General features: G+C 43.5%; 19 protein-coding genes and 1 pseudogene. 15 read left to right on the top strand and 5 right to left on the bottom strand.

The window, feature by feature from the left end:
- Positions 1-78: 78 nt before the first annotated feature.
- Positions 79-876 carry an LCP family glycopolymer transferase gene (locus PCORN_RS08940; RefSeq protein ID WP_241433133.1) on the bottom strand — a complete coding sequence of 266 codons (798 nt, stop codon included), beginning with the start codon at positions 874-876 and terminating at the stop codon, positions 79-81.
- Positions 877-1,218: 342 nt separating this feature from the next.
- Between PCORN_RS08940 and PCORN_RS08935 the strand changes: the two genes are divergently transcribed.
- The 6 genes from PCORN_RS08935 to PCORN_RS21300 all read left to right on the top strand — a co-directional run bounded on the left by PCORN_RS08935 (position 1,219) and on the right by PCORN_RS21300 (position 9,642).
- Positions 1,219-2,280, top strand: coding sequence for a glycosyltransferase family 4 protein (locus PCORN_RS08935; RefSeq protein WP_420912025.1), 1,062 nt, complete (start codon positions 1,219-1,221; stop codon positions 2,278-2,280).
- Between the two features lie 377 nt (positions 2,281-2,657).
- Positions 2,658-3,044 (top strand): InlB B-repeat-containing protein, encoded by a 387-nt coding sequence (locus PCORN_RS08925; RefSeq protein WP_036079504.1) that lies wholly within the window; start codon positions 2,658-2,660, stop codon positions 3,042-3,044.
- Positions 3,045-3,462: 418 nt separating this feature from the next.
- Entirely contained in the window at positions 3,463-3,747 is a 285-nt protein-coding gene (locus tag PCORN_RS08920; protein WP_036079502.1) for a hypothetical protein, read from the top strand.
- Positions 3,748-3,772: 25 nt separating this feature from the next.
- Positions 3,773-5,737 carry an InlB B-repeat-containing protein gene (locus PCORN_RS08915; protein ID WP_036079501.1) on the top strand — a complete coding sequence of 655 codons (1,965 nt, stop codon included), beginning with the start codon at positions 3,773-3,775 and terminating at the stop codon, positions 5,735-5,737.
- An 82-nt stretch (positions 5,738-5,819) separates the two neighbouring features.
- Positions 5,820-6,719: a right-handed parallel beta-helix repeat-containing protein gene (locus tag PCORN_RS08910; protein ID WP_036079499.1), complete on the top strand. Its 900-nt coding sequence runs from the start codon at positions 5,820-5,822 to the stop codon at positions 6,717-6,719.
- A gap of 1,240 nt (positions 6,720-7,959) precedes the next feature.
- Positions 7,960-9,642 carry an immunoglobulin-like domain-containing protein gene (locus PCORN_RS21300; RefSeq protein WP_420912026.1) on the top strand — a complete coding sequence of 561 codons (1,683 nt, stop codon included), beginning with the start codon at positions 7,960-7,962 and terminating at the stop codon, positions 9,640-9,642.
- 54 nt (positions 9,643-9,696) lie between these two features.
- Here PCORN_RS21300 and PCORN_RS08900 read toward each other — a convergent pair whose 3' ends face one another.
- Positions 9,697-10,641 carry a 1,4-dihydroxy-2-naphthoate polyprenyltransferase gene (locus tag PCORN_RS08900; protein WP_036079495.1) on the bottom strand — a complete coding sequence of 315 codons (945 nt, stop codon included), beginning with the start codon at positions 10,639-10,641 and terminating at the stop codon, positions 9,697-9,699.
- 163 nt (positions 10,642-10,804) lie between these two features.
- Here PCORN_RS08900 and PCORN_RS20260 point away from each other — a divergent pair, with 163 nt between their 5' ends.
- From PCORN_RS20260 to PCORN_RS08875, 7 genes are read left to right on the top strand one after another with little or no spacing between them, the layout of a single operon-like run.
- Positions 10,805-10,984 (top strand): hypothetical protein, encoded by a 180-nt coding sequence (locus PCORN_RS20260; protein WP_241433132.1) that lies wholly within the window; start codon positions 10,805-10,807, stop codon positions 10,982-10,984.
- The gene (locus tag PCORN_RS20255; protein WP_241433131.1) at positions 10,938-11,318 is read left to right on the top strand and encodes an isochorismate synthase; all 381 of its coding nucleotides are present in this window, start codon (positions 10,938-10,940) and stop codon (positions 11,316-11,318) included. Before PCORN_RS20260 ends, PCORN_RS20255 begins: the two co-directional genes overlap by 47 nt.
- Positions 11,224-12,234: an isochorismate synthase gene (locus PCORN_RS08895; RefSeq protein WP_241433130.1), complete on the top strand. Its 1,011-nt coding sequence runs from the start codon at positions 11,224-11,226 to the stop codon at positions 12,232-12,234. The genes PCORN_RS20255 and PCORN_RS08895 overlap by 95 nt, the downstream gene beginning before the upstream one ends.
- A complete protein-coding gene (menD, locus tag PCORN_RS08890) occupies positions 12,221-13,963 on the top strand; it encodes a 2-succinyl-5-enolpyruvyl-6-hydroxy-3-cyclohexene-1-carboxylic-acid synthase (RefSeq protein ID WP_036079494.1) in 1,743 nt (580 codons plus the stop codon). The genes PCORN_RS08895 and menD overlap by 14 nt, the downstream gene beginning before the upstream one ends.
- Before the next feature lie 2 nt (positions 13,964-13,965).
- Positions 13,966-14,790, top strand: coding sequence for a 2-succinyl-6-hydroxy-2,4-cyclohexadiene-1-carboxylate synthase (gene menH / locus PCORN_RS08885; protein ID WP_036079492.1), 825 nt, complete (start codon positions 13,966-13,968; stop codon positions 14,788-14,790).
- Positions 14,790-15,608: a 1,4-dihydroxy-2-naphthoyl-CoA synthase gene (menB, locus tag PCORN_RS08880; RefSeq protein ID WP_036079490.1), complete on the top strand. Its 819-nt coding sequence runs from the start codon at positions 14,790-14,792 to the stop codon at positions 15,606-15,608. The genes menH and menB overlap by 1 nt, the downstream gene beginning before the upstream one ends.
- A 16-nt stretch (positions 15,609-15,624) precedes the next feature.
- Entirely contained in the window at positions 15,625-17,031 is a 1,407-nt protein-coding gene (locus tag PCORN_RS08875; protein ID WP_036079488.1) for an o-succinylbenzoate--CoA ligase, read from the top strand.
- A 45-nt stretch (positions 17,032-17,076) separates the two neighbouring features.
- Here the strand turns inward: PCORN_RS08875 and PCORN_RS08870 are convergent, their stop codons facing one another.
- Positions 17,077-18,027, bottom strand: coding sequence for a metal ABC transporter substrate-binding protein (locus tag PCORN_RS08870; protein WP_036079486.1), 951 nt, complete (start codon positions 18,025-18,027; stop codon positions 17,077-17,079).
- Between the two features lie 187 nt (positions 18,028-18,214).
- The gene (gene yidD / locus PCORN_RS18375) at positions 18,215-18,451 is read right to left on the bottom strand and encodes a membrane protein insertion efficiency factor YidD (RefSeq protein WP_077913839.1); all 237 of its coding nucleotides are present in this window, start codon (positions 18,449-18,451) and stop codon (positions 18,215-18,217) included.
- Positions 18,452-18,543: 92 nt separating this feature from the next.
- On the opposite strand from yidD, the pseudogene ytkD reads away from it, so the two are divergent.
- Positions 18,544-19,021: pseudogene (gene ytkD / locus PCORN_RS08865) on the top strand (RNA deprotection pyrophosphohydrolase).
- 5 nt (positions 19,022-19,026) lie between these two features.
- Positions 19,027-19,269, top strand: a complete 243-nt coding sequence (locus tag PCORN_RS08860; protein ID WP_036079485.1) for a DUF2584 domain-containing protein — start codon at positions 19,027-19,029, stop codon at positions 19,267-19,269.
- Positions 19,270-19,323: 54 nt separating this feature from the next.
- Here the strand turns inward: PCORN_RS08860 and PCORN_RS08855 are convergent, their stop codons facing one another.
- Positions 19,324-19,605 carry a hypothetical protein gene (locus tag PCORN_RS08855; protein WP_036079479.1) on the bottom strand — a complete coding sequence of 94 codons (282 nt, stop codon included), beginning with the start codon at positions 19,603-19,605 and terminating at the stop codon, positions 19,324-19,326.
- Between the last annotated feature and the right edge of the window lie 114 nt (positions 19,606-19,719).

Genomic DNA, 19,719 nt, shown 5'->3' with positions numbered 1-19,719 from the left:
TTCTGTTTGCAGTAAGTTATTCAAAGTACGCTGTTTAAAATGAAAAGAGGCACCTGATTGACAGGCACCTCTTTTCGCTTATTTCAACTCCAAGTTCTTCGCTAAAGAATCATGTAATTTCTGACGTTCTGCATCGGATACATTGTAATACCAAATGCCGTCCATCTTACCACCTTCACCAGCAACTGACATATTTTCTACGTTATTACGCGCGGAAATATAGTTTTTGGCGATACGTGTAATATCGGTCATTGTTAAATCGGTTTGCATATTTTTGCCGACCGCGGACAAGATTTCATCAAAGTTCCAGAGTGTTTGCGTCGTTGCGACTTTCTCAACAACGGCTTGGATTACTTCTTGTTGACGCATTTGACGACCAAAGTCACCGCGTGCATCGGTTTTACGAATACGAACATAGGCCAAAGCATCCGTACCATTAAGCGTTACATTGCCTTTTTTGAACTCTTTATCCTTCAGGCTGATATCCATATCATTGTAAACTTCAACGCCACCAACAGCATCGACCAAATCTTTCAGGCCTTCCATGTTGATTTTGATGTAATAGTTAATCGGAATACCATTTAAAAAGTTCGTTACCGTGTCTTCTGCCATCTTCACGCCACCGTAAGCATAGGCAGCATTGATTTTATTCGTGGAATCATGTCCGATAATTTCGGTACGTGTATCACGCGGGATACTCAACATTTGTGCCTTGTTTGCTGTGCCATTCACCGTTGCCACAATTGTTGTATCGGAACGCCCAACGTCGCCTTCGCGTTGGTCAATACCTAAAATCAAGACGGAGAATGGGTTGCCCCCATCTAGCTTGACGGGGTTTGCAGTTCTGCCTTCTACAGGCTCATATATTTTATCCATGGTCGACTTTGTTTGGAACACGGCATATCCAACGATGCCTCCTAAAACTAAGAATATACCTAAAATAGACCATAGGAAAATTCTTAGACCAGTGCGTTTTTTTCTTTTTTTGTAGCTGTGCGTTTTTCAGCGCGCATTTGCGTCTCAACCTCTCTAAATGAAATTTCTCTCAACTCCCATTTTACTACATACTGTTAAATAAGTCACTGATAAGTCCATTAGTTTTTGATTAGAAATAAATAGATCTCTATGGATTTTCATTGTTTTTTTTTCAGGATTGTGGGTATACTGGTAGAAGTATGAGTCTATACATAAAATTTGTACGAGGGAGCACGAGGAATTATGTTGACAGTTATCTTAATATGTTTTTTAGCCTCGCTGCTGTTAACCCCTGTGGTGAGACGAATTGTACTTAAATTTGATATTACGGATAAACCAGATAAAAGAAGAATTAATGTGGTTCCGATACCGAGCTTGGGTGGGGTGGCTATTTTCATCGCCTTTCTCATCGGCATGTTCTTATTGCCAATCGATAGAACGCTATTATGGCCGCTTGTTATTGGCGCTAGCGTGATTGCAATGACCGGTATTCTGGACGATATTTTTGAATTAAAAGCGAGGTACAAGTTGATCGGTCAGCTTCTCGCGGCGGGTATTATCGTTTTCTGGGGTGGAATCAACATTACGTTTATTAATTTGCCATTCGGCGGTGAGGTTTACTTCGGCTACCTGTCGATTCCGCTGACAATTCTGTGGATTGTGGCGATTACGAACGCGATTAATTTGATTGATGGGCTGGACGGATTGGCGGCTGGTGTTTCGACGATTGCGCTGTTAACCATCATGGGCATGGCTTTCGTGATGGGCGATCCGCTTGTTATCATGATTACAGCGGTGCTTGCAGCTTCGACACTCGGATTTCTGCCATATAATTTCTACCCCGCCAAAATTTTCATGGGTGACACGGGAGCATTGTTCTTAGGATATATCATCGCGATTCTTTCGTTGATGGGTTTCAAAAACGTTACTTTCATCTCGTTGATTGTACCGGTACTTATTCTAGGCGTGCCGATTTTCGATACGATTTTGGCTATTATTAGACGGATTGTACACAGGACTCCGATTGCGATGGCAGATAAATCGCATTTGCATCATAGTTTGATGAAGCTCGGGTTTACGCATCGCCAAACCGTGATCCTGATTTATGCGATTTCGGCGCTATTCTCGCTTTTCGCGCTTATTTTCACAATGTCGACATTCTGGGGATCGTTCCTACTCATCTTGGTACTGCTCGTGATTGTGGAGTTTTTCGTGGAAGTGTTAGGCTTAGTAAGCCAGAATTATCGACCAATGATGCGACTTTTGCGAATCGAACGGATTGAACGAGAAGAGGAACAGGAATAATGCGTAAAGAACTTATTACAAATGGTACCTATAGATTGGACACTTCAAAAAAAGGAGTGTCCAACCTATAGGTATTTTTTGTATACTTAAATAAAGGAATATATCCACCAGAAAAGGAAGAAACCATGAGCAAAAAATTATTCTCAGATATTGAAATCCAAAAACTAAAACAAAATTCCAATGTAAGAAACGTCTCGCCACGTGCCATCACATACTCTGACGCTTTCAAGCATATCTTCGTGGAGCGCTATCTTGCAGGAGAATAACCGCGTGCTCTTTTTGAAGCGCACCATTTCGACGTTGCCATTCTAGGGATGAAGCGTGTCGAACAATGCGCATAGTATTCTTTCTGGTCAAGTTGCCATTCCACGAATGATGTGAATTTCTATGCGCAATGGGCAGCGGATAGCTATACCATTCAATTTACGTTAAATGGTGGAGATTCCGAGATACCAGTAGCCCAAGTATTACGCGTGGGAGAATACGTAACTGAGCCAGCCGTACGAAAAAGGGCGGGCTATCTATTCCAAGGATGGCAGGGAAGTGTAGATGGAGAAGAAATTATGTGGGACTTTAATCAAGATACAGTATCCGACCAAGATATGACGTTAACAGCGGTCTGGAAGCAAGCGAATAGTATCCCGGTCGATCCAGTCAATCCGGTTACACCGGTGACGCCAAGTATCCCAGTGACGCCAGCACTCCCAAACCATCAGCATACAGTAGAAAATAAAGGCTATCAAACAGTACAAAAAAATAAGTAAACAACCCGCAAAAAAAATCAAAAACAAACACAAGCAACTCGAAAAGATTACCCAAGAGAGGAGAAACATCGAGTATAGCATCGCTAATGATAGGGGTTCTATTTATAATGAGTGGTTTGGTACATTTGGTCGTTAGAAGAAGAGATTGAACTACCATTTTTATGTATAATACAAAAAATAATTTCGTAATGTGAAAAACTATACTATGATTTTATTGGAGTATAAAATTACACAATGTAGCTATAGCAACGTTTGTAAGCTTTTAGAAGTAGCATTTTTATAGTAAAATAAGCATAATAAAATTCACAAAAATGCCACAATTGAAACGTGTTAGCTGTGTTATACTTAATACTATAAAATGTAACAAAATTAACAATGTAACCGTTTTGAAAATACATATAATTAGGAGGAACACAAAGTGAAGAAACTAAAAAGCAGCATCGCGGTATTATCGATCGTGGGATTATGTTTGCCGAGCGTCGTGATTGGCATGCCAGTAGTCGCAGAAACAATGGTAGAAGGAAGTGCGAAGTCGGCGAAGCTAGGTGCAGAAACAGATCCTACTGAGAGAAAACTTATATCTGAGTGGGTAGAGGACCCTTGGCTTGCGATATATATCTGTGAGACTCTTGGAATTTCATATACAAGTCAAGTCTCAAGAGCTAGTATAGAGAGTAAAAAAAACGCTGATAATATCGGATGAATATGATACCACTAAAATTAAGTCTATGAAAGGGCTTGAAAATTTTAAGAATTTAACTAGACTTTCATTTACTGGTGGAGATGTACAGGATTACAGCCCACTAAAAGAATTACACAAATTATCCAATTTATCTTTGGGCAAATTTAATAGTATGAATCTAGATTGTATTAAAGAGTTGACACAATTAGAATATCTTTCCATTTATGACAGCCCTATTATAGATATTTCAGATTTATCAAACTTGAAGAGTGTGAGAAATTTAGCTGTACTCAAAACCCAAGTGAAAGATATCAGTGTCATGAACCAGATGCCTAGTTTAGGTTATGTGAGATTTGAGGGGAATCAGATAGAAGAATTACCAACATTACAAAACTCGAATCAGATATATTATTTGTCACTGAACCAGAATAAGATTAAGTCTGTCGAGGGTTTAAAGGGACTAGATGCGTTAATAAGGCTATCGATTATGGATAATCAGATAGAAACATTAGCGCCTTTACGAGGATTAACAGGCTTGCAAGAGTTAATCGCCATGAGAAATAAGATTCAAACAATGGAAGGTATAAATGAAATGACGGGACTTCAAGAACTCAGTTTGACAAATAATGAGTTAACGGAAGTGATGCCAGTGACAAATCTTACGGCGTTAAAGAAATTTTCTGTAGCAGTTAATCATATTTCAAATATAACTCCATTTAGGGATATCCCTGACACCGTGAATTGGGATGCTGGTAGTCAATTTTTAAACTTACCTAAACAACGCATAGGTAAAGGAGACTCTCTAACGGTTATAAACTCAGTTATTGATGAGGAAAATATACTTGTAACCAATATTACACCGCGGAGTGAAGGGATTTTTTATGAGAGCACGAATACGATTACATGGAATGGGTTGGATGGCGAAGGCTCTGTCTACTATGTTTTTAGGGGGAGTAATCAGAGCCATTTATTTTCAGGTTTCGTATATGCGCCCTATGAGGTAGTTGAAAAAAGGATGCTTACTTTTGATAGTGATAGTGTGGCCCCACAAGCTCTTGTGTCAGGTGGTAAAGCTATAGAACCAGAGACAGTGGCAAAGAATGGGTACACCTTTCAAGGATGGACTTGGGAAGAAAATGGGATAGAAAAGGTGTGGGTTTTTGCGACTACGGTGATGCCGGATTATGATGTCTTATTACAAGAAAAGTGGAGCTTAAATAAGTACCAGTTGGCCTATGATGGTAATGGAGCAGACGAAAATAGCCTTCTACCAAGTAGCCAAACATTCACAGTAGAAGAAGTAGCAACAGTAGTTGAGCCAACAAGACTTACAAAGAAAGGATATCATTTCTTAGAATGGAATTCGAAAGCGGATGGAACGGGAGAAAATTATGCGACTGGCGAACCTATTTCGGAAGCAAGTGATATAATGCTGTACGCACAGTGGGAGGCCAACACATATACGATTCAGTTTGAGCTAAATGGTGGAGATTCAGAGATCCCTGGAGCGCAAATATTAAATATGGGAGAATATATAGAAAAACCAGCAACCCCAACAAGAGCAGGCTTCGAATTCCAAGGTTGGAAAGGAATGGAAAATGGCAAAGAACTCATGTGGAATTTCAACCAAGGTACGGTATCTGATGAAGATATGATCTTAACGGCGGTATGGAAGAAAGAAAATAGTGCTCCAATAAACCCGGTTACATCTGTTACGCCAAGTATTCCAGTAACACCTGTACTTCCGGTTTCCCCTAATACTCCAGTAGCATCGGTGCTCCCTAATGATCAGATTACAACAGGGGATAATGGTAAATCAATGGTACAATATGCAAGTAAACTATCAGTAGAAGTAGAACCAAAAACAAAGGTGAAAACGAACATAAAAGATGCAGTAAATCAGAGTATATTACCTCCGACTGGAGAATCTTCTAACTCGCCGATAACGATGATTGGTGGCATTTTGGCGATGGGCGGATTAGCATATCTCATTATTAGAAGGAGATTCTAATAATAGATTGGGTATAGAAGGAGGTGATTGTGAAAAGCATATTGACAAAAAATGAATAAAGAAAATACGAGGAGGAAAATGGATGAAAAAAGCAGTTATGACTAACTTTAAAGCAAGCGTTAATAGAGGGGAATATGCTAGTGAAAATGTTGAATCTTGGAGAGCGTTGATGGAAACACTTAAATCAAGCGAAGAGGAAGTCATCCTTCAGTTTGGAGAGGGGGAATATTTTTTCAATGAGGCTATCGAGGTTATCTCCAATATAACTATAAAGGGAGCTATTATGAATGGTGAAAAGATGACCACTCTAACCTTCATTCATCCTGGCTCTGGAATAGTAACAGGATTAAAAATACAACCGATTGAGGGGGTTGTTAGTGATACCCTTACTAATGTATCGTTCAAAGATATTCAAATACAATACGCCACATTCGACGATACTGTTCCTGCTCTAACCTATGAGGAGGAGGATCCTGCCAAAAACTATTCCCTAATCACCTTATTACGACCATACAGACATAGTTACAATGAGTATAGTGGCTTATCCAATATTAGTTTCACAAATGTTCATATAAACGCAAATGAACGTGGACATGTGGCGCTTAACTTAGGGGGAATTAAGAATCTAATAGTCGAAAATTGTCGAGTTGAGGGGTCTGGTTATGGGAATGGTATCGGTGTTGAATATAGTGAGGGGGTATCAATTAAAAATAATATTGTACACAACACAGGCCGTGCAGGTGTCCAACTATATCGCGGTAATAAAAATGTTGTAGTTGAAGGAAACCGTGTAACGGACTGGATGCAACGTTATGGTGTGTATCATTACTTTTATGTAAATAATGAGGAGAAAGTAACGGAAATGTTTGATGCTGGAATTGATAGCTATGGGCCACATAATGATGGTATTCAAATTCTAAACAACATGGTTCAAGTAGGAGATGCGTACATGGACGAAAATCCTTGTAACAAAAAAAATTAATGATTTAATCACTAAGAACAATCAAGGTAAGCCACTGCTTAAAACGCCACATGTTTATTATCAACCATACCGTCTAAGCGGTGCCAAAAATGTAGTGATGGAAAATAATAGAGCAATTATCAAGAGTATTCATGCCTTTAGTTTCTTATTTATAGCAGAACGTGAATTTGGCAGTGCTAAGGGAGGCCTGGAAATCGGAACGCCCTCCAATATCATCATTAGAAACAACGATATGGAAATAAATGGTGAATTACGTTTCCCACTTCGACTTGTTAGCGTCGGAAAAGAAAACGGGGTAGGCATAGAATTTTATGATAATACGTTTACAATGGAAGGTTGCATCAACCATGGCGGTATTGTTGGGAAACCAGACCAAGCAAGTAAACCTGCTTTTTGTACCGTTCGATTAGGAAAGTTTGAAGACGACCGAATTGAACTTGTAAAGCCTTCTGAAGAGGTTGTTTTGATAAATAACTGGATTGTTCATAAGAAGATACAAAATTCAGATGTTTTTTGGACGAAGGTAGAAGTAACCGCAACCACAGCTCCAACAAGAGTTAAACCTATATTAAATCGACTCGTTACAATTGGGAATACAGTGGAAACGGACGATGCTGTAGTTAAGAATTTAAATAGTAAATCTGGAGGAAATATACTGGATTTTTTCTCCACGTTGCTAACCGCTCCCGTCTATGACGATATCCTTGCGAAATCAGAATACCAAGGCAATCACGAAGCGCCAGTGGCGAAAGTAGTGTTGTATCGCGATGGTGTATCGATAAAGGAAGCAAGGATTCAATCGGATACTTTTCAGTTTACGGGGATGCATACGCTCACGGCTTTAAAGGATAGTAACTATGTCATCAAAGGATTGGATGCAAGAGGCTATACCTTGCAAACGCTACCACTGCAATTGCTGTCTGTCTTTTATCGTCTATCGGTAGGAGATTATATGCTCGATGCCACATCGCTTTCTGGGAAGTATGGTGAAAACATCGCCTATGTTCGGATTTGGAAAGATGGAAAAGCTGTGGGGCAGGCAACGACGAAAGATGGTGTCTTTACGTTTAGTAATATGGTGAACTACAAACTCACTTTGGCGGATAACGTGGAAATCGTTGGTGTGGATAAGGCGTATCGGGAGCTGAATCGGGTCGCGCTGGGGATATATAGCTATGAATTATCTGCGGATCTATATTTGGTTGGAACTGCTAGCCTCACTGGGAAAGTCGGAAAAGGCATGGATAAGATCCAATTAAGGATAGCGGATAACGTCGTGAAGGAAGTCGCGCCAAAAGGGGATGGCACGTTTGAATTCATCAATGTGGCGGATTTGTTGGTAGCGGGAAGTGATGTGCGGGTTTCAGGTCTAGATAAAGACAACATCATTCAAAAAAGTGCGATTGTCACCGTTCGTGACTATCGTTTGTCGGTGGAATCATATCAAGTAGGGCAAAGGGAGCTGGTTGGGACATGTGGACAGGATATTGTTAGTGTGGATTTCCAAACGCGTGACGGCATCTGGTTAAGCGCTATCATCGACGCAAACCTAGGTCGTTTCCATTTTTCGGATATGACAGCGTATAATCTGAAGGAAGAAATCCTTTTGGAGGCGCGGAACAGCGACGGGGATATCTGCCAAACGATGACCATTCATGTGAAGGATTATACATTGATAGTACCGGCTTACGAAATGGGAAAAGTGCAGTTGGATGGCGTTGTCGGAAAAGACATTGTGAAGGTGCAGCTTGTCAATGGAAGTGGCGCTCCGAAAACGGTGGATGTCTGGAATCAGTCGTTCCAATTTACAAGGATGCTCCTGCAAGATATTCAACCAACGAGTGACGTGATGATTCAAGGGCTCGATTCGCTTGGCAAGGTACAAAATCAGCAAACGCTTTCTATTCTTGATTACACAGTGACGGCGCCATTTTTGGAAGTGGGTCAAGATACGTACAGCGGAACGTATGGAAAAGATGTATATAAAGTGCGCATCCTGATCAATGGTACGGCTGTACAAGCGACCACAGCAGGCGGCGTGTATACTTTTACAGGGTTGAAAAAATATAGGATTCAAACGAAGGATACCGTCGATGTCATTGCGGTCCAACAAGAGAAGCATATCGAGCGTTATCGGGTGCCTGTTTTGGTGTATGATTTCTCCCTATCTGGATCGACGTACGTGTTGGATCAGGCGGTTTACGCTGGAAGTTACGGCGAGCATATTCAAACGGTTGCTCTTGTAGTGAATAAGGTACAAAAAGCTACGGCGACAAAAGGCAATGGCATGTATACCTTTACAAATATGGCAGCATGGATAAAAAACAACGAGGATATGGTTGAAATTGTAGGAATTGACGCGCAAGGCGTGGTACGTAAAACATATCCGTTAAGCATCAAAGACGAACGACTACTGGTATCAGACTATGTTTTAGGTGAGGATACATATCAGGGAACGTTTGGTGGAGCTATTTCGAAGGTACGTTTGTGGGTGGATGGCGGCGTGAAGCAACAAGCGCAAACATCACAGGGGACGTTTACATTTTCAGGTTTGGTGCCAGATGTGATTAAGAACGACCGGGTGTTGCTGGAAATCGTGGGCGTGAATAGTAATTATGTGGAGCTAGCACGCCGCGTGGTGCCGATTGTGGATTACCACCTGAGGCTTGCGACAGCGACCTATATATTAGGAAGCCCGAACTATTTGACGGGGAGTCATGGGAAAGATATCGTGAAAATCTTCCTGTTCATTAATGGGGAGAAAACGACGCGGAATGCGGGTTACACGGGCGATGGTTTCCAAATATATCTTCCGCTTCATGTGAAGTCCGTGAGCAGTGCGACGCAAGTATATGAACTGGTTGGCTTTGATAAAGACGATCAGATACGCAGTCGACAAGCGTTTACGGTTATTCCGAAATAGTACACAAATAAAGCGAGGTGCCCGGTTTAGTTCGGATGCCTCGCTTTATTGTGTTTAAAAATCGACCATATTTGCGCTTAGTAAGCTGATCAAAAATGCGATAGCTAGTAGTATTCCGAAGAATGTTAAAGCTTTACTCGTTGCTTTCATCGCTGGAACCATCGTGATTGGAACGCTTTTTCCGATGAAGCGGCGAACGGCTTTGATTGCTTCTGGAACGCTAAGTAGGATAATCAGAATCCATGGAGTTGCCTCAACCGTAAAGATTAGTGCGATTTCCCAAACGTACGCGAAAATGAAGGCTAACGTGAAGAGGACAAGTGCGCCTTTTCGACCTAGTAAAATTGCGAGTGTGAGGCGTCCGTTTGCTTTATCAGGTTCTAAATCGCGGATACTGTTGGCAAGCAATAAGTTACCGACTAGTACCATCACCGGAATCGAAACGTAGACGATGAAGGAGCTGATAAATCCGGCTTGAATATAGAAGGAAATGAATGTGATAATACCTCCCATGAAAAAGCCTGCCATGATTTCGCCAAATGGTGTGTAAGCAATTGGGTATGGACCGCCAGTGTATAAGTAACCGACTACCATCGATATAATACCAAGTAAACCAATCCACCAATTATTCACGTCCATGCATAAGTAAATACCGCCTAGAATGGCTAATACGTATAGAAAAATAGCTAGGAATAAAATAAAACCTGGTTTCATCCCATTTCGAACGATTGCGCCGCCGTTTCCTACTGTATGCTCATCGTCTTGCCCTTTTTTGAAGTCGTAGTATTCATTAAATAGGTTGGCAGAGGTTTGAATGAGGAAACACGATAGTAGCATGACTAAAAAGCGTGTAAAATGAAAACTTTCGTAGCTCATTGCGACGGTGGTTCCTAAAAATACTGGGACAAAAGATGCGACCAGTGTGTGCGGACGGAGTAACATCCACCATTTATGGAATCCAGAATGTCTTACAATAGCTGATTTTGTGCCGTGTGCCATTAGTTTCTCTCCTTTTATAAAAGCTTTGTACTTGTACAATTTTAGGCAATGTTTGTCTATTAGTCAATGAATATAGATGATTTCTTTTTTGATTGGCTCGGGGGACGGTTTTTCTAAAGTGTCTAGAGGTGTAAAACTAGATGGCTTTTGTTATAATGGGTAGGTGAATGAAGGCGATGAAGGAGAGATGAGTTATATGGTTTTAACATTGCCAATAGAGCTGTTTCAGCAGGCAAAGCGTAGAAAAATTATGCAACAGGGAGACGTGTTATTAAGCTGGGTTTGTGAGCTTCCTGATGGGGCGGCAAAACATATTTTTAATCAGGGCAACGAGTTTTTTTAAAGGTGAACGTTTTTTCTGGCAAAATAAAGAGCGGACGTTGCGACTTGCGGGGCTTGGCGCGATGGATCAGTTACGAGTCGAGCAGGGGCAGGACCGTTTTTTAGCGTTACATACGAGAAAAGAGCAGGTGCTTGAACGGACGGTAACGAACAGTGAGGAAACTGCTTGTGGGGCCGTTTATTTTGGTGGATTTAGTTTCGATGATCAGCATGATGCGTCACCGGAATGGGAAAGGTTTGGTGAAGGATTTTTTTTATTTACCGCTTTTCTTGGTGACGGAGAAAGAGGATTGTTGTTATTTATCGGTGAATCTGTGGCTATCGGAGGAGGATGACTATTCGAAAGTCGAGGCTGTGATGGCGCAGTGGGATAAGATTGTTGCGTCGCCAGTTGTACAGGATCCGGAAGTGGCTTGTATCTTGGAGGAGCGCTTGGCGGAGGATGCTTGGTTGAGCGCTGCGACGGATGTTGTCGCGTTGTTACAGGAGTCGCCGAACATGCAAAAAGTGGTATTGGCTCGGCGGATGCGACTGGGATTCGATGGTTTTCTTTCGAGTAGTTTGATTATCGACCATATGGAAGAGCAACAGGAAAATAGTTACTGCTTCGTACTGGAGAATGGGACGAGTACTTTCTTTGGTGCCACGCCAGAACGGTTGTTGATGGCGGATGCGTCTCATTTGGAGTCGGCTTGTGTGGCTGGTTCGATTGGGCGTGGTGAGACGGCGAGTGAGGATGCAATGCTTGGGGAGACGCTACTTAGTGATGCGAAAAACTTGGCGGAACATCACTTTGTTGTGGAGATGATCCAGGGTACGATGGCGCGTTTTTGCGAGGATGTGCAGGTTTCGGCGAGTCCGGTATTGCTTAGGAATCGGGATATACAGCATTTGTATATGACAGTTTCGGGACGCCGAGGTGAGGCGAAGTTGTTGGACGTGTTACGCGCACTTCACCCAACGCCGGCGCTTGGTGGTTGGCCGCAAGCGGAGGCAATGACGGTGATTCGTTTGAAAGAAGGGATGGATCGCGGTTTTTATGGGGCTCCGATTGGTTGGATTGATCCGCTTGATCGTGGTGAGTTTGCGGTCGCGATTCGTTCGGCGCTTGCGATAGATGCAAATGCATTGCTGTATGCTGGATGCGGGATTGTCGCGGATTCGGTGCCAGCGGAGGAACTTGCGGAAACGGCGATTAAGTTTCAGCCGATGTTACGGGTATTAGGAGGTAAGGTACATGAACGAACATAGACAGATCATGACGGAATATTTGGCGGCTTTTGTGGAGGAATTGGTGCAGGCTGGCGTGAAAGAGGCGGTTATTAGTCCTGGTTCGCGCTCGACGCCGATTGCTTTATTGATGGCAGAACATCCGACGCTAAAAATTTATGTGGATGTGGATGAGCGCTCGGCAGGATTTTTTGCACTGGGGATTGCGAAGGCTTCGAAAAGACCGGTTGTGCTTTTATGTACGTCGGGAACGGCGGCGGCGAATTATTTTCCAGCAGTGGCTGAGGCTAATTTATCGCAGGTTCCGTTGCTTGTTTTGACGGCGGATCGGCCGCATGAGTTGCGTAATGTTGGGGCGCCGCAAGCGATGGACCAGGTTCGCTTGTTCGGATCGCATGTGAAGGATTTTACGGATATGGCCTTGCCTGAGAATTCGACGGAGATGTTGCGTTTTGCAAAATGGCATGGTTCGAAGGCTGTGGATATTGCGATGAATGCGCCACGTGGACCAGTTCATTTGAATTTTCCATTGCGGGAGCCGCTGATGCCGATTTTGGAGCCGTCGCCTTTTGCAGTTACGGAGAAGAAACGGCGTCATGTGCATATTTATTATACGCACGAGGTGTTGGAGGATGCAGTGATTGCGCAGATTATCGAGGCTTGTGCGGGGAAACGTGGCGTTTTTGTGGCGGGACCTTTGGATAAAAAGGCATTTTCGCCGAAATTGGTGGCGCTCGCGGAACAGATTGGTTGGCCTATTTTGGCGGATCCGTTATCGCAGTTGCGGAGTTATGGCGCGCTGAGTGATGCGGTGATTGACCAGTATGATGCGATTTTGCAGGAGGAAGTGGCGCGTGCGGCGTTGCGTCCGGAAGTCGTGATTCGCTTTGGGGCGATGCCGGTTTCGAAGCCGCTCATGAAGTGGTTGGAGGCTTTGGAGGACGTGATGTTCTACGTTGTTGACCCTGGTGCGGCTTGGAAGGACCCAATTAAAGCGGTGACGAACATGATTCACTGTGATGAACATTTCTTGGTTGGCGCGCTTACGGATGGTTGGCAGGAGAAGACAGCGCCTGACTGGATGGAAACGTGGCAACAGTTGAATGCAAAAGTGAAGACGGTCATCGGAGCGCATATGGAGACGCTAGACAAGTTGGATGAAGGAAAGCTTGTGTATGAACTTCGCGAGTGGATTCCTGAAAAAGCTGGTTTGTTTATCGGAAATAGTATGCCAATTCGTGATGTTGATACGTATTTTGCGCAGGTAGATAAACAGGTTCGGATGCTTGCTAACCGTGGGGCTAATGGGATTGATGGTGTTGTTTCTTCGGCGCTTGGTGCGAGTTTGACGGAGCAACCGATGTATTTGCTGATTGGTGATTTGTCATTTTATCATGATATGAACGGTCTTTTGATGGCGAAAAAATATGGGCTGAATTTGACGATTATTGTGGTGAATAATAATGGTGGCGGGATCTTCTCGTTCTTACCGCAGGCGTCGGATCCGAAGTATTTTGAGTCGTTGTTTGGAACGGGGACGGATCTTGATTTTCGCTATACGGCGGCGCTTTATGAGGGTGATTTTCATGAGGTGGCAGATTGGGATGAGTTCCATGATGCGCTTGATCAGGCTCATTTCCATAAGGGACTGGATATTATTGAGGTGAAGACGAATCGGTATGAAAATGTGGATGCTCACCGGACGTTGTGGGAAGCGATTAAGACGGCGATTCGTTCGGAGTTAGCTTAAGAATGCGGATTCGGGGCGTGGATTACCATGTTGTGGAGACGGATGCTGGAGCGGGACGGGGAACGTTGTTGTTGCTACACGGTTTTACGGGATCGCATGCGACGTATGATGCAATTTTGCCGATTTTGTCTGAGGATTGGCATTGTGTGACGGTGGACTTGTTGGGGCATGGTGAGACGGATGCGCCGCTTGATGTTACGCGATACGAAATGGAGGAGCAGACAGCGGATTTGATTGCGATTTTGGATCAGATGGGTATACAAAAAGCTTCGGTGCTCGGGTATTCGATGGGGGGCCGGCTGGCTTTAGGGCTTGCGACGCTATATCCTGATCGAGTTCGGACGCTCGTTTTGCAGAGTGGTTCACCGGGCTTGGAATCGGAGCGAGAACGCGCGGCACGAATGTTGAAAGATACGGCGCTTGCTGATAAAATTAGAACGCAGGGTGTGGCGGATTTCGTCGCGGATTGGGAGAAGTTGCCGCTTTTTGCGACGCAGCGCTATCTCTCGGAAAATGTGCAGGATAAGATACGCGGGGAACGATTGAATCAGCGTGCGCAAGGTTTGGCTGGAAGTCTTGGCGGAATGGGAACGGGTGTGCAGCCTTCTTTTTGGGAGGATTTGCCATCGCTTCACGTACCGACATTGCTTTTGGCAGGGCAAGAGGATCAGAAATTTTGCGGGATTGCGGTGGCTATGAAAATGGCGCTTCCTGATGCAAAATATATTACTTTTTCAAATGCGGGGCATACGATACATATCGAGCAACCGGAGGCTTTTGGTTACGCGGTCCGCAATTGGTTACGAATTAGAGGAGGAACGAAATAATGGGTTTTGAGTGGAAGAAAGAGAAGGATTATACGGAAATTAAGTACGAAACATACGAAGGAATCGCGAAAATTACGATTGATCGCCCGCAAGTGCACAATGCGTTTACACCAAAAACGGTGATGGAAATGATTGATGCGTTTACGATTGCGCGTGAGGATTCGAAGGTTGGCGTGATTATTTTAACAGGAGAAGGCGACAAAGCGTTTTGTTCTGGTGGAGATCAGAAGGTTCGTGGAAATGGTGGTTACGTTGGCGAGGACAATATTCCGCGCCTCAACGTGCTTGATTTGCAGCGCTTGATTCGTGTGATTCCAAAACCGGTGATCGCGATGGTTGCTGGTTGGTCGATTGGTGGCGGAAACGTGTTGCAACTCGTGTGTGACTTGACGATTGCGGCGGACAATGCGAAATTTGGTCAAACGGGGCCGAATGTTGGTAGTTTTGACGCGGGTTATGGGTCTGGCTACTTGGCGCGCGTGATTGGTCATAAGAAAGCGAAGGAAGTTTGGTTCATGTGTCGTCAATATACGGCTGCTGAAGCGCTTGAAATGGGCTGGATTAACACGGTTGTACCACTTGCTGATTTGGAAACAGAGACGGTTGCTTGGGCGAAGGAAATGTTGAAGAAAAGTCCGACGGCGCTTCGTTTTATTAAGGCAGCGTTTAATGCGGACACGGATGGTTTGGCTGGTATCCAACAGCTTGCTGGTGACGCAACGCTTCTTTATTACACAACGGATGAGGCGAAAGAGGGACGTGACGCGTTCAAAGAAAAACGTGACCCAGACTTCGATCAATTCCCGAAATTCCCTTGATTGTTGGTGAAAAATGATGGAACTAACCAATTGGTTGGAAAAACGAGTGCGGCTTTCTCCCGGGAAGACTGCGCTCGTTTTTCAGGATAAGCAGGAAACTTTTTTAGAGCTATATGAAGCAGTGCAAGAAGTGGCTGGAAAATTGGCGTCGTTCGGTGTTCGGGCTGAGATGTATGTCGCGTTACTTGGCAGGAATGATCGGGAGACGTTTTTGATGATTCACGCCTTGCAGCAGTTGGGGGCGCGGACGGTATTTCTGAATAATCGGTTGACGGCGACGGAGATTTTGTTTCAAACGCGGGATGCGCAGGTGGAGCGGTGTTTTTATGTGGATGGGTTTGCGGAAAAAGTGAACGGGATGTTAGCGATTTCCTTTACGTCTGTTATGGAGGCGCCGATTTTGGATGCTCCACTCGTTTCCCATTTTGCGATGGAGGACGTGGCTTCGATCATGTACACGTCGGGCACGACTGGGCAGCCTAAAGGCGTGATGCAGACGTTCGGGAATCATTGGTGGAGCGCGACTGGATCGATGCTAAATCTTGGCTTGCAGGCCGGTGATGGTTGGCTTTGTGCGGTGCCGATATTCCACATTAGTGGTCTATCGATTTTGATGCGTTCGGTGATTTACGGGATTCCGGTTTATTTGGAGGAACATTTCGATGAGATTCGGGTCGATGCATTTTTGCGGAGTGGCGAGGTGACGATGATTTCAGTGGTAACGACGATGGCGCAGCGTTTGCTGGACGTTTTTACGACGCGATATCATCCGAACTTCCGGTGCATGCTACTTGGCGGAGGTCCTGCGAACAAATCGATGCTTGAGGCTTGTTTTGAAAAAGGAATTCCGCTGGTGCAATCGTTTGGCATGACGGAAACGGCTTCACAAATCGTGACGCTACCGCCGGAAGAGGCGCTTCTGAAAATTGGATCGGCAGGAAAGCCCTTGTTTCCAGCAGAAATCAAGATTAGTGCACATGGCGAAATTTTGCTAAAAGGACCTTCCATCATGGCTGGATATTTGCACAATGAATCCGCAACAAAGGCTTCGTTTGATGGGGATGACTGGTTCCAGACTGGTGATGTCGGGTACTTAGATGAAGATGGCTTCCTATTCGTGCTGGATAGGCGTTCCGATTTGATTATATCTGGTGGTGAAAATATTTATCCAACAGAAATCGAGCATGTTTTGATTGCGCATCCGAATGTTTTGGAGGTGGCTGTGGTCGGTGCAACGGACGAAAAATGGGGCGAGGTACCGGTAGCTTTTATCGTGGCAAAAGAGGCGATGGATACCGCGCTACTTTATGAATTTTGTCAGCAGAAAATCGCGAAGTTTAAAATACCACGCCAATTTCACTTTTTAGATTCGCTCCCAAGAACCGCATCACAAAAAATTCAGCGTCATCGTTTAAAACGATAGCATACAAAAAGGCCGAGTGTTTCGCACACTCGGCCTTTCCTATAATTAATAATTCAACGCTTTATCTAACGCGGCTAAATTATCTTTCATAATCGACATATAGTCACGTTTCGCATCGATATCCTTTTGCGTCAACGTCTCTAAATTATGAAGCTTCATTGTCTTTGTATCCGTTTCTTTCTGGATAACATCGGCAATCTTGGAATTTGTGTTTTGCTCCAATAAAATGTATGGAATCTTATCTTTCTTAATCGTGTTCACAATCGATGTTAATTTCTTTTGAGAAGGCTCATCGCTCGTTGAAATGCCAGCAATCGGGATTTGTTTCAAGCCATATTCTTGCTCCCAGTAGCCATACGCCGCGTGTGCCGTCACGAAATCTTTATGTTTCGCGCTCGTAGCCATCGATTTGTAATCGTTATTCAATGTTTTTAGTTGCGATACAACATCCTCATAATTTTTCTCAAATGTTGCTTTTTGCGCAGGAAGTTCTTTGCTTAAATTATCCCGTACAACGCCAGCCATCGTCACCATATAATTGGGATCCAGCCAAACGTGTGGATTCACATCGCCATGATCGTGGTCGTCTTCATCGTCCTCATGGTCATGTTCTTCCTCTTCATGCGCGACAGTAGGCAATTTCAACCCATCTGTCGTCACGACAAACTTCACGTTCTCATTTTTAAGTGATTGTTTCGCTTTATCAACAAAACCTTCCATACCCAGTCCGATATAGAAAAATAGGTCGCTATCTGCAATATTCATCATGTCTTTTTGTGAGGGGTCAAAGCTGTGGGCGTCGGAACCAGCAGGATACACCGAATGCGCATCGACATATTTGCCACCAATTTGGGCCGCTAAGTATTGTAATGGATAAACCGTCGTGTAAACTGTCAACTTATCCGCATCTTTCGTCTTCGCGTCGCTATTACCACAGCCGACCATGAATACAGAAATCAGCAGAACTGTACTAAGTAACATTACTATTTTTTTCATGAAAAAGGAAACCCCCTAAATCGAAATGATTCTTATTTGATGTTGAAAAATAATAAATCGTAGCCATTACGATTTAACATTAGAAATCCATAATACCGCATATCTCACGAAAAGGCAAGTAGTTTGTTATACTTTTTTTAATCAGCAAATAAGAGTGGTTACAAGCACGCGTTTCTTGCACCTACTCCTATTTTTCATTATAATGGTGGTGATGGTGCTCGCACTTAATCGGCACTAAATCCACACCGCCTTTATGGAAAGGATGGCATTTAGAAATCCGTTTAAGTGTTAGCCAACCGCCCTTTAAAGCGCCATGCTCTGTAATTGCTTCCATACCATATTGCGAGCAAGTAGGGTAAAACCGGCAAGTTCCAGGTTTTAGCGGTGATATATATTTACGATAAAGACGAATACCGCCTAACATGATTTTTTTTCATTTTGCGACTCACCTTCATTTTTTAGGAATTTTAACCTCTTTATCGTACCACAAATTCGAAAAAAAGAAAGGGAATAGGCATGTATACGTATCAGGATTCGCTTGGGAATACGGTATCGATTTCTTTTGATATCCAGCAAGAAGCAGATGATGTGCTCGTCATCGCACAATTTCATGACGCTTGGCTGTTTACGACGCATAAAAGCCGTGGCATCGAGTTTCCTGGTGGAAAAGGTGAACCTGGGGAGACAAATGCAGAAACGGCAAGACGCGAAACAATGGAAGAAACAGGCGCAAAATTAGACAAATTACATGTAATAGCGCAATATGAAGTAAAGACGGTAGAGAGAATTTTCAGCAAACGCGTCTATTTGGCGAAGGTAGCAAGTTTTGTGAACCAGGTGGATTATATGGAAACGTTAGGTCCAAAGCTTATTGCAGGGGACTTAGCGGGCATTGTCCAGCAGGAGTCGTTCAGTTTTTTTTATGCGCGATGAAGGAATGCAGGTCGTGATTCAAGAAGCATTGCGACAACTAAAATCAAATAATTGGAGGTAAGACGCATGGGAATGCCATTAGAAGTCAATACAATGATTGTAACAAAAGGGAAAGAGAAGCGGATTTCAGATAACTTTTTTGAGTTGGAGAAAGCAGGATACCGTATTTATCCAATCGATGTGCCTGTGGAAGTCCGTACGACAAAAGAGAGCGAGACAAACGGAATTGCGGTGCCGCTTAAGCTCATCTGGGAGAACGATACGACGATTATTACATATGAACTAGTATCGCTGAATTCCAGTAACTAGACAAAAAAAGTTGAGCCGGTAACGCGTGAGGCTCAACTTTTTCCAAATGATAATTTAAACGGTTTTCTTATCTGACATGCGACGAATCCAAGCAACGATACTAATAATTAGGGAGAAAATATACTCTCCAAGTGTAGCGATGAAAATCGAAATCGCGATTTCTGCTTGCGAAACTCCGCCGCCGTAAAAGCTAATAAAGAAAATAACTGCACTTGCAATCAAGCCCATTGTTGCTAAAAAGTACTTGAACCAGCGCCATTTCAAAACAAATTCAAAAATGCACACAGCGATAATAAAAATCGCAAAAATAATCAAAGTTAACGTCGAAAATATCATAGTTTCTTCTCCTTTGGTGAACCAAGCATTCATACAATATGGGAAATTCCAATGTATAAAATTCATTTTAACATAGTTTGGCGAGAATGGTAAGCAGGAAACGTAATTTAAGGA

Origin of the sequence: Listeria cornellensis FSL F6-0969, assembly GCF_000525855.1 — a bacterium.
Lineage (GTDB): Bacteria > Bacillota > Bacilli > Lactobacillales > Listeriaceae > Listeria_A > Listeria_A cornellensis.
This window is presented reverse-complemented; position numbering and strand designations above follow the sequence as displayed.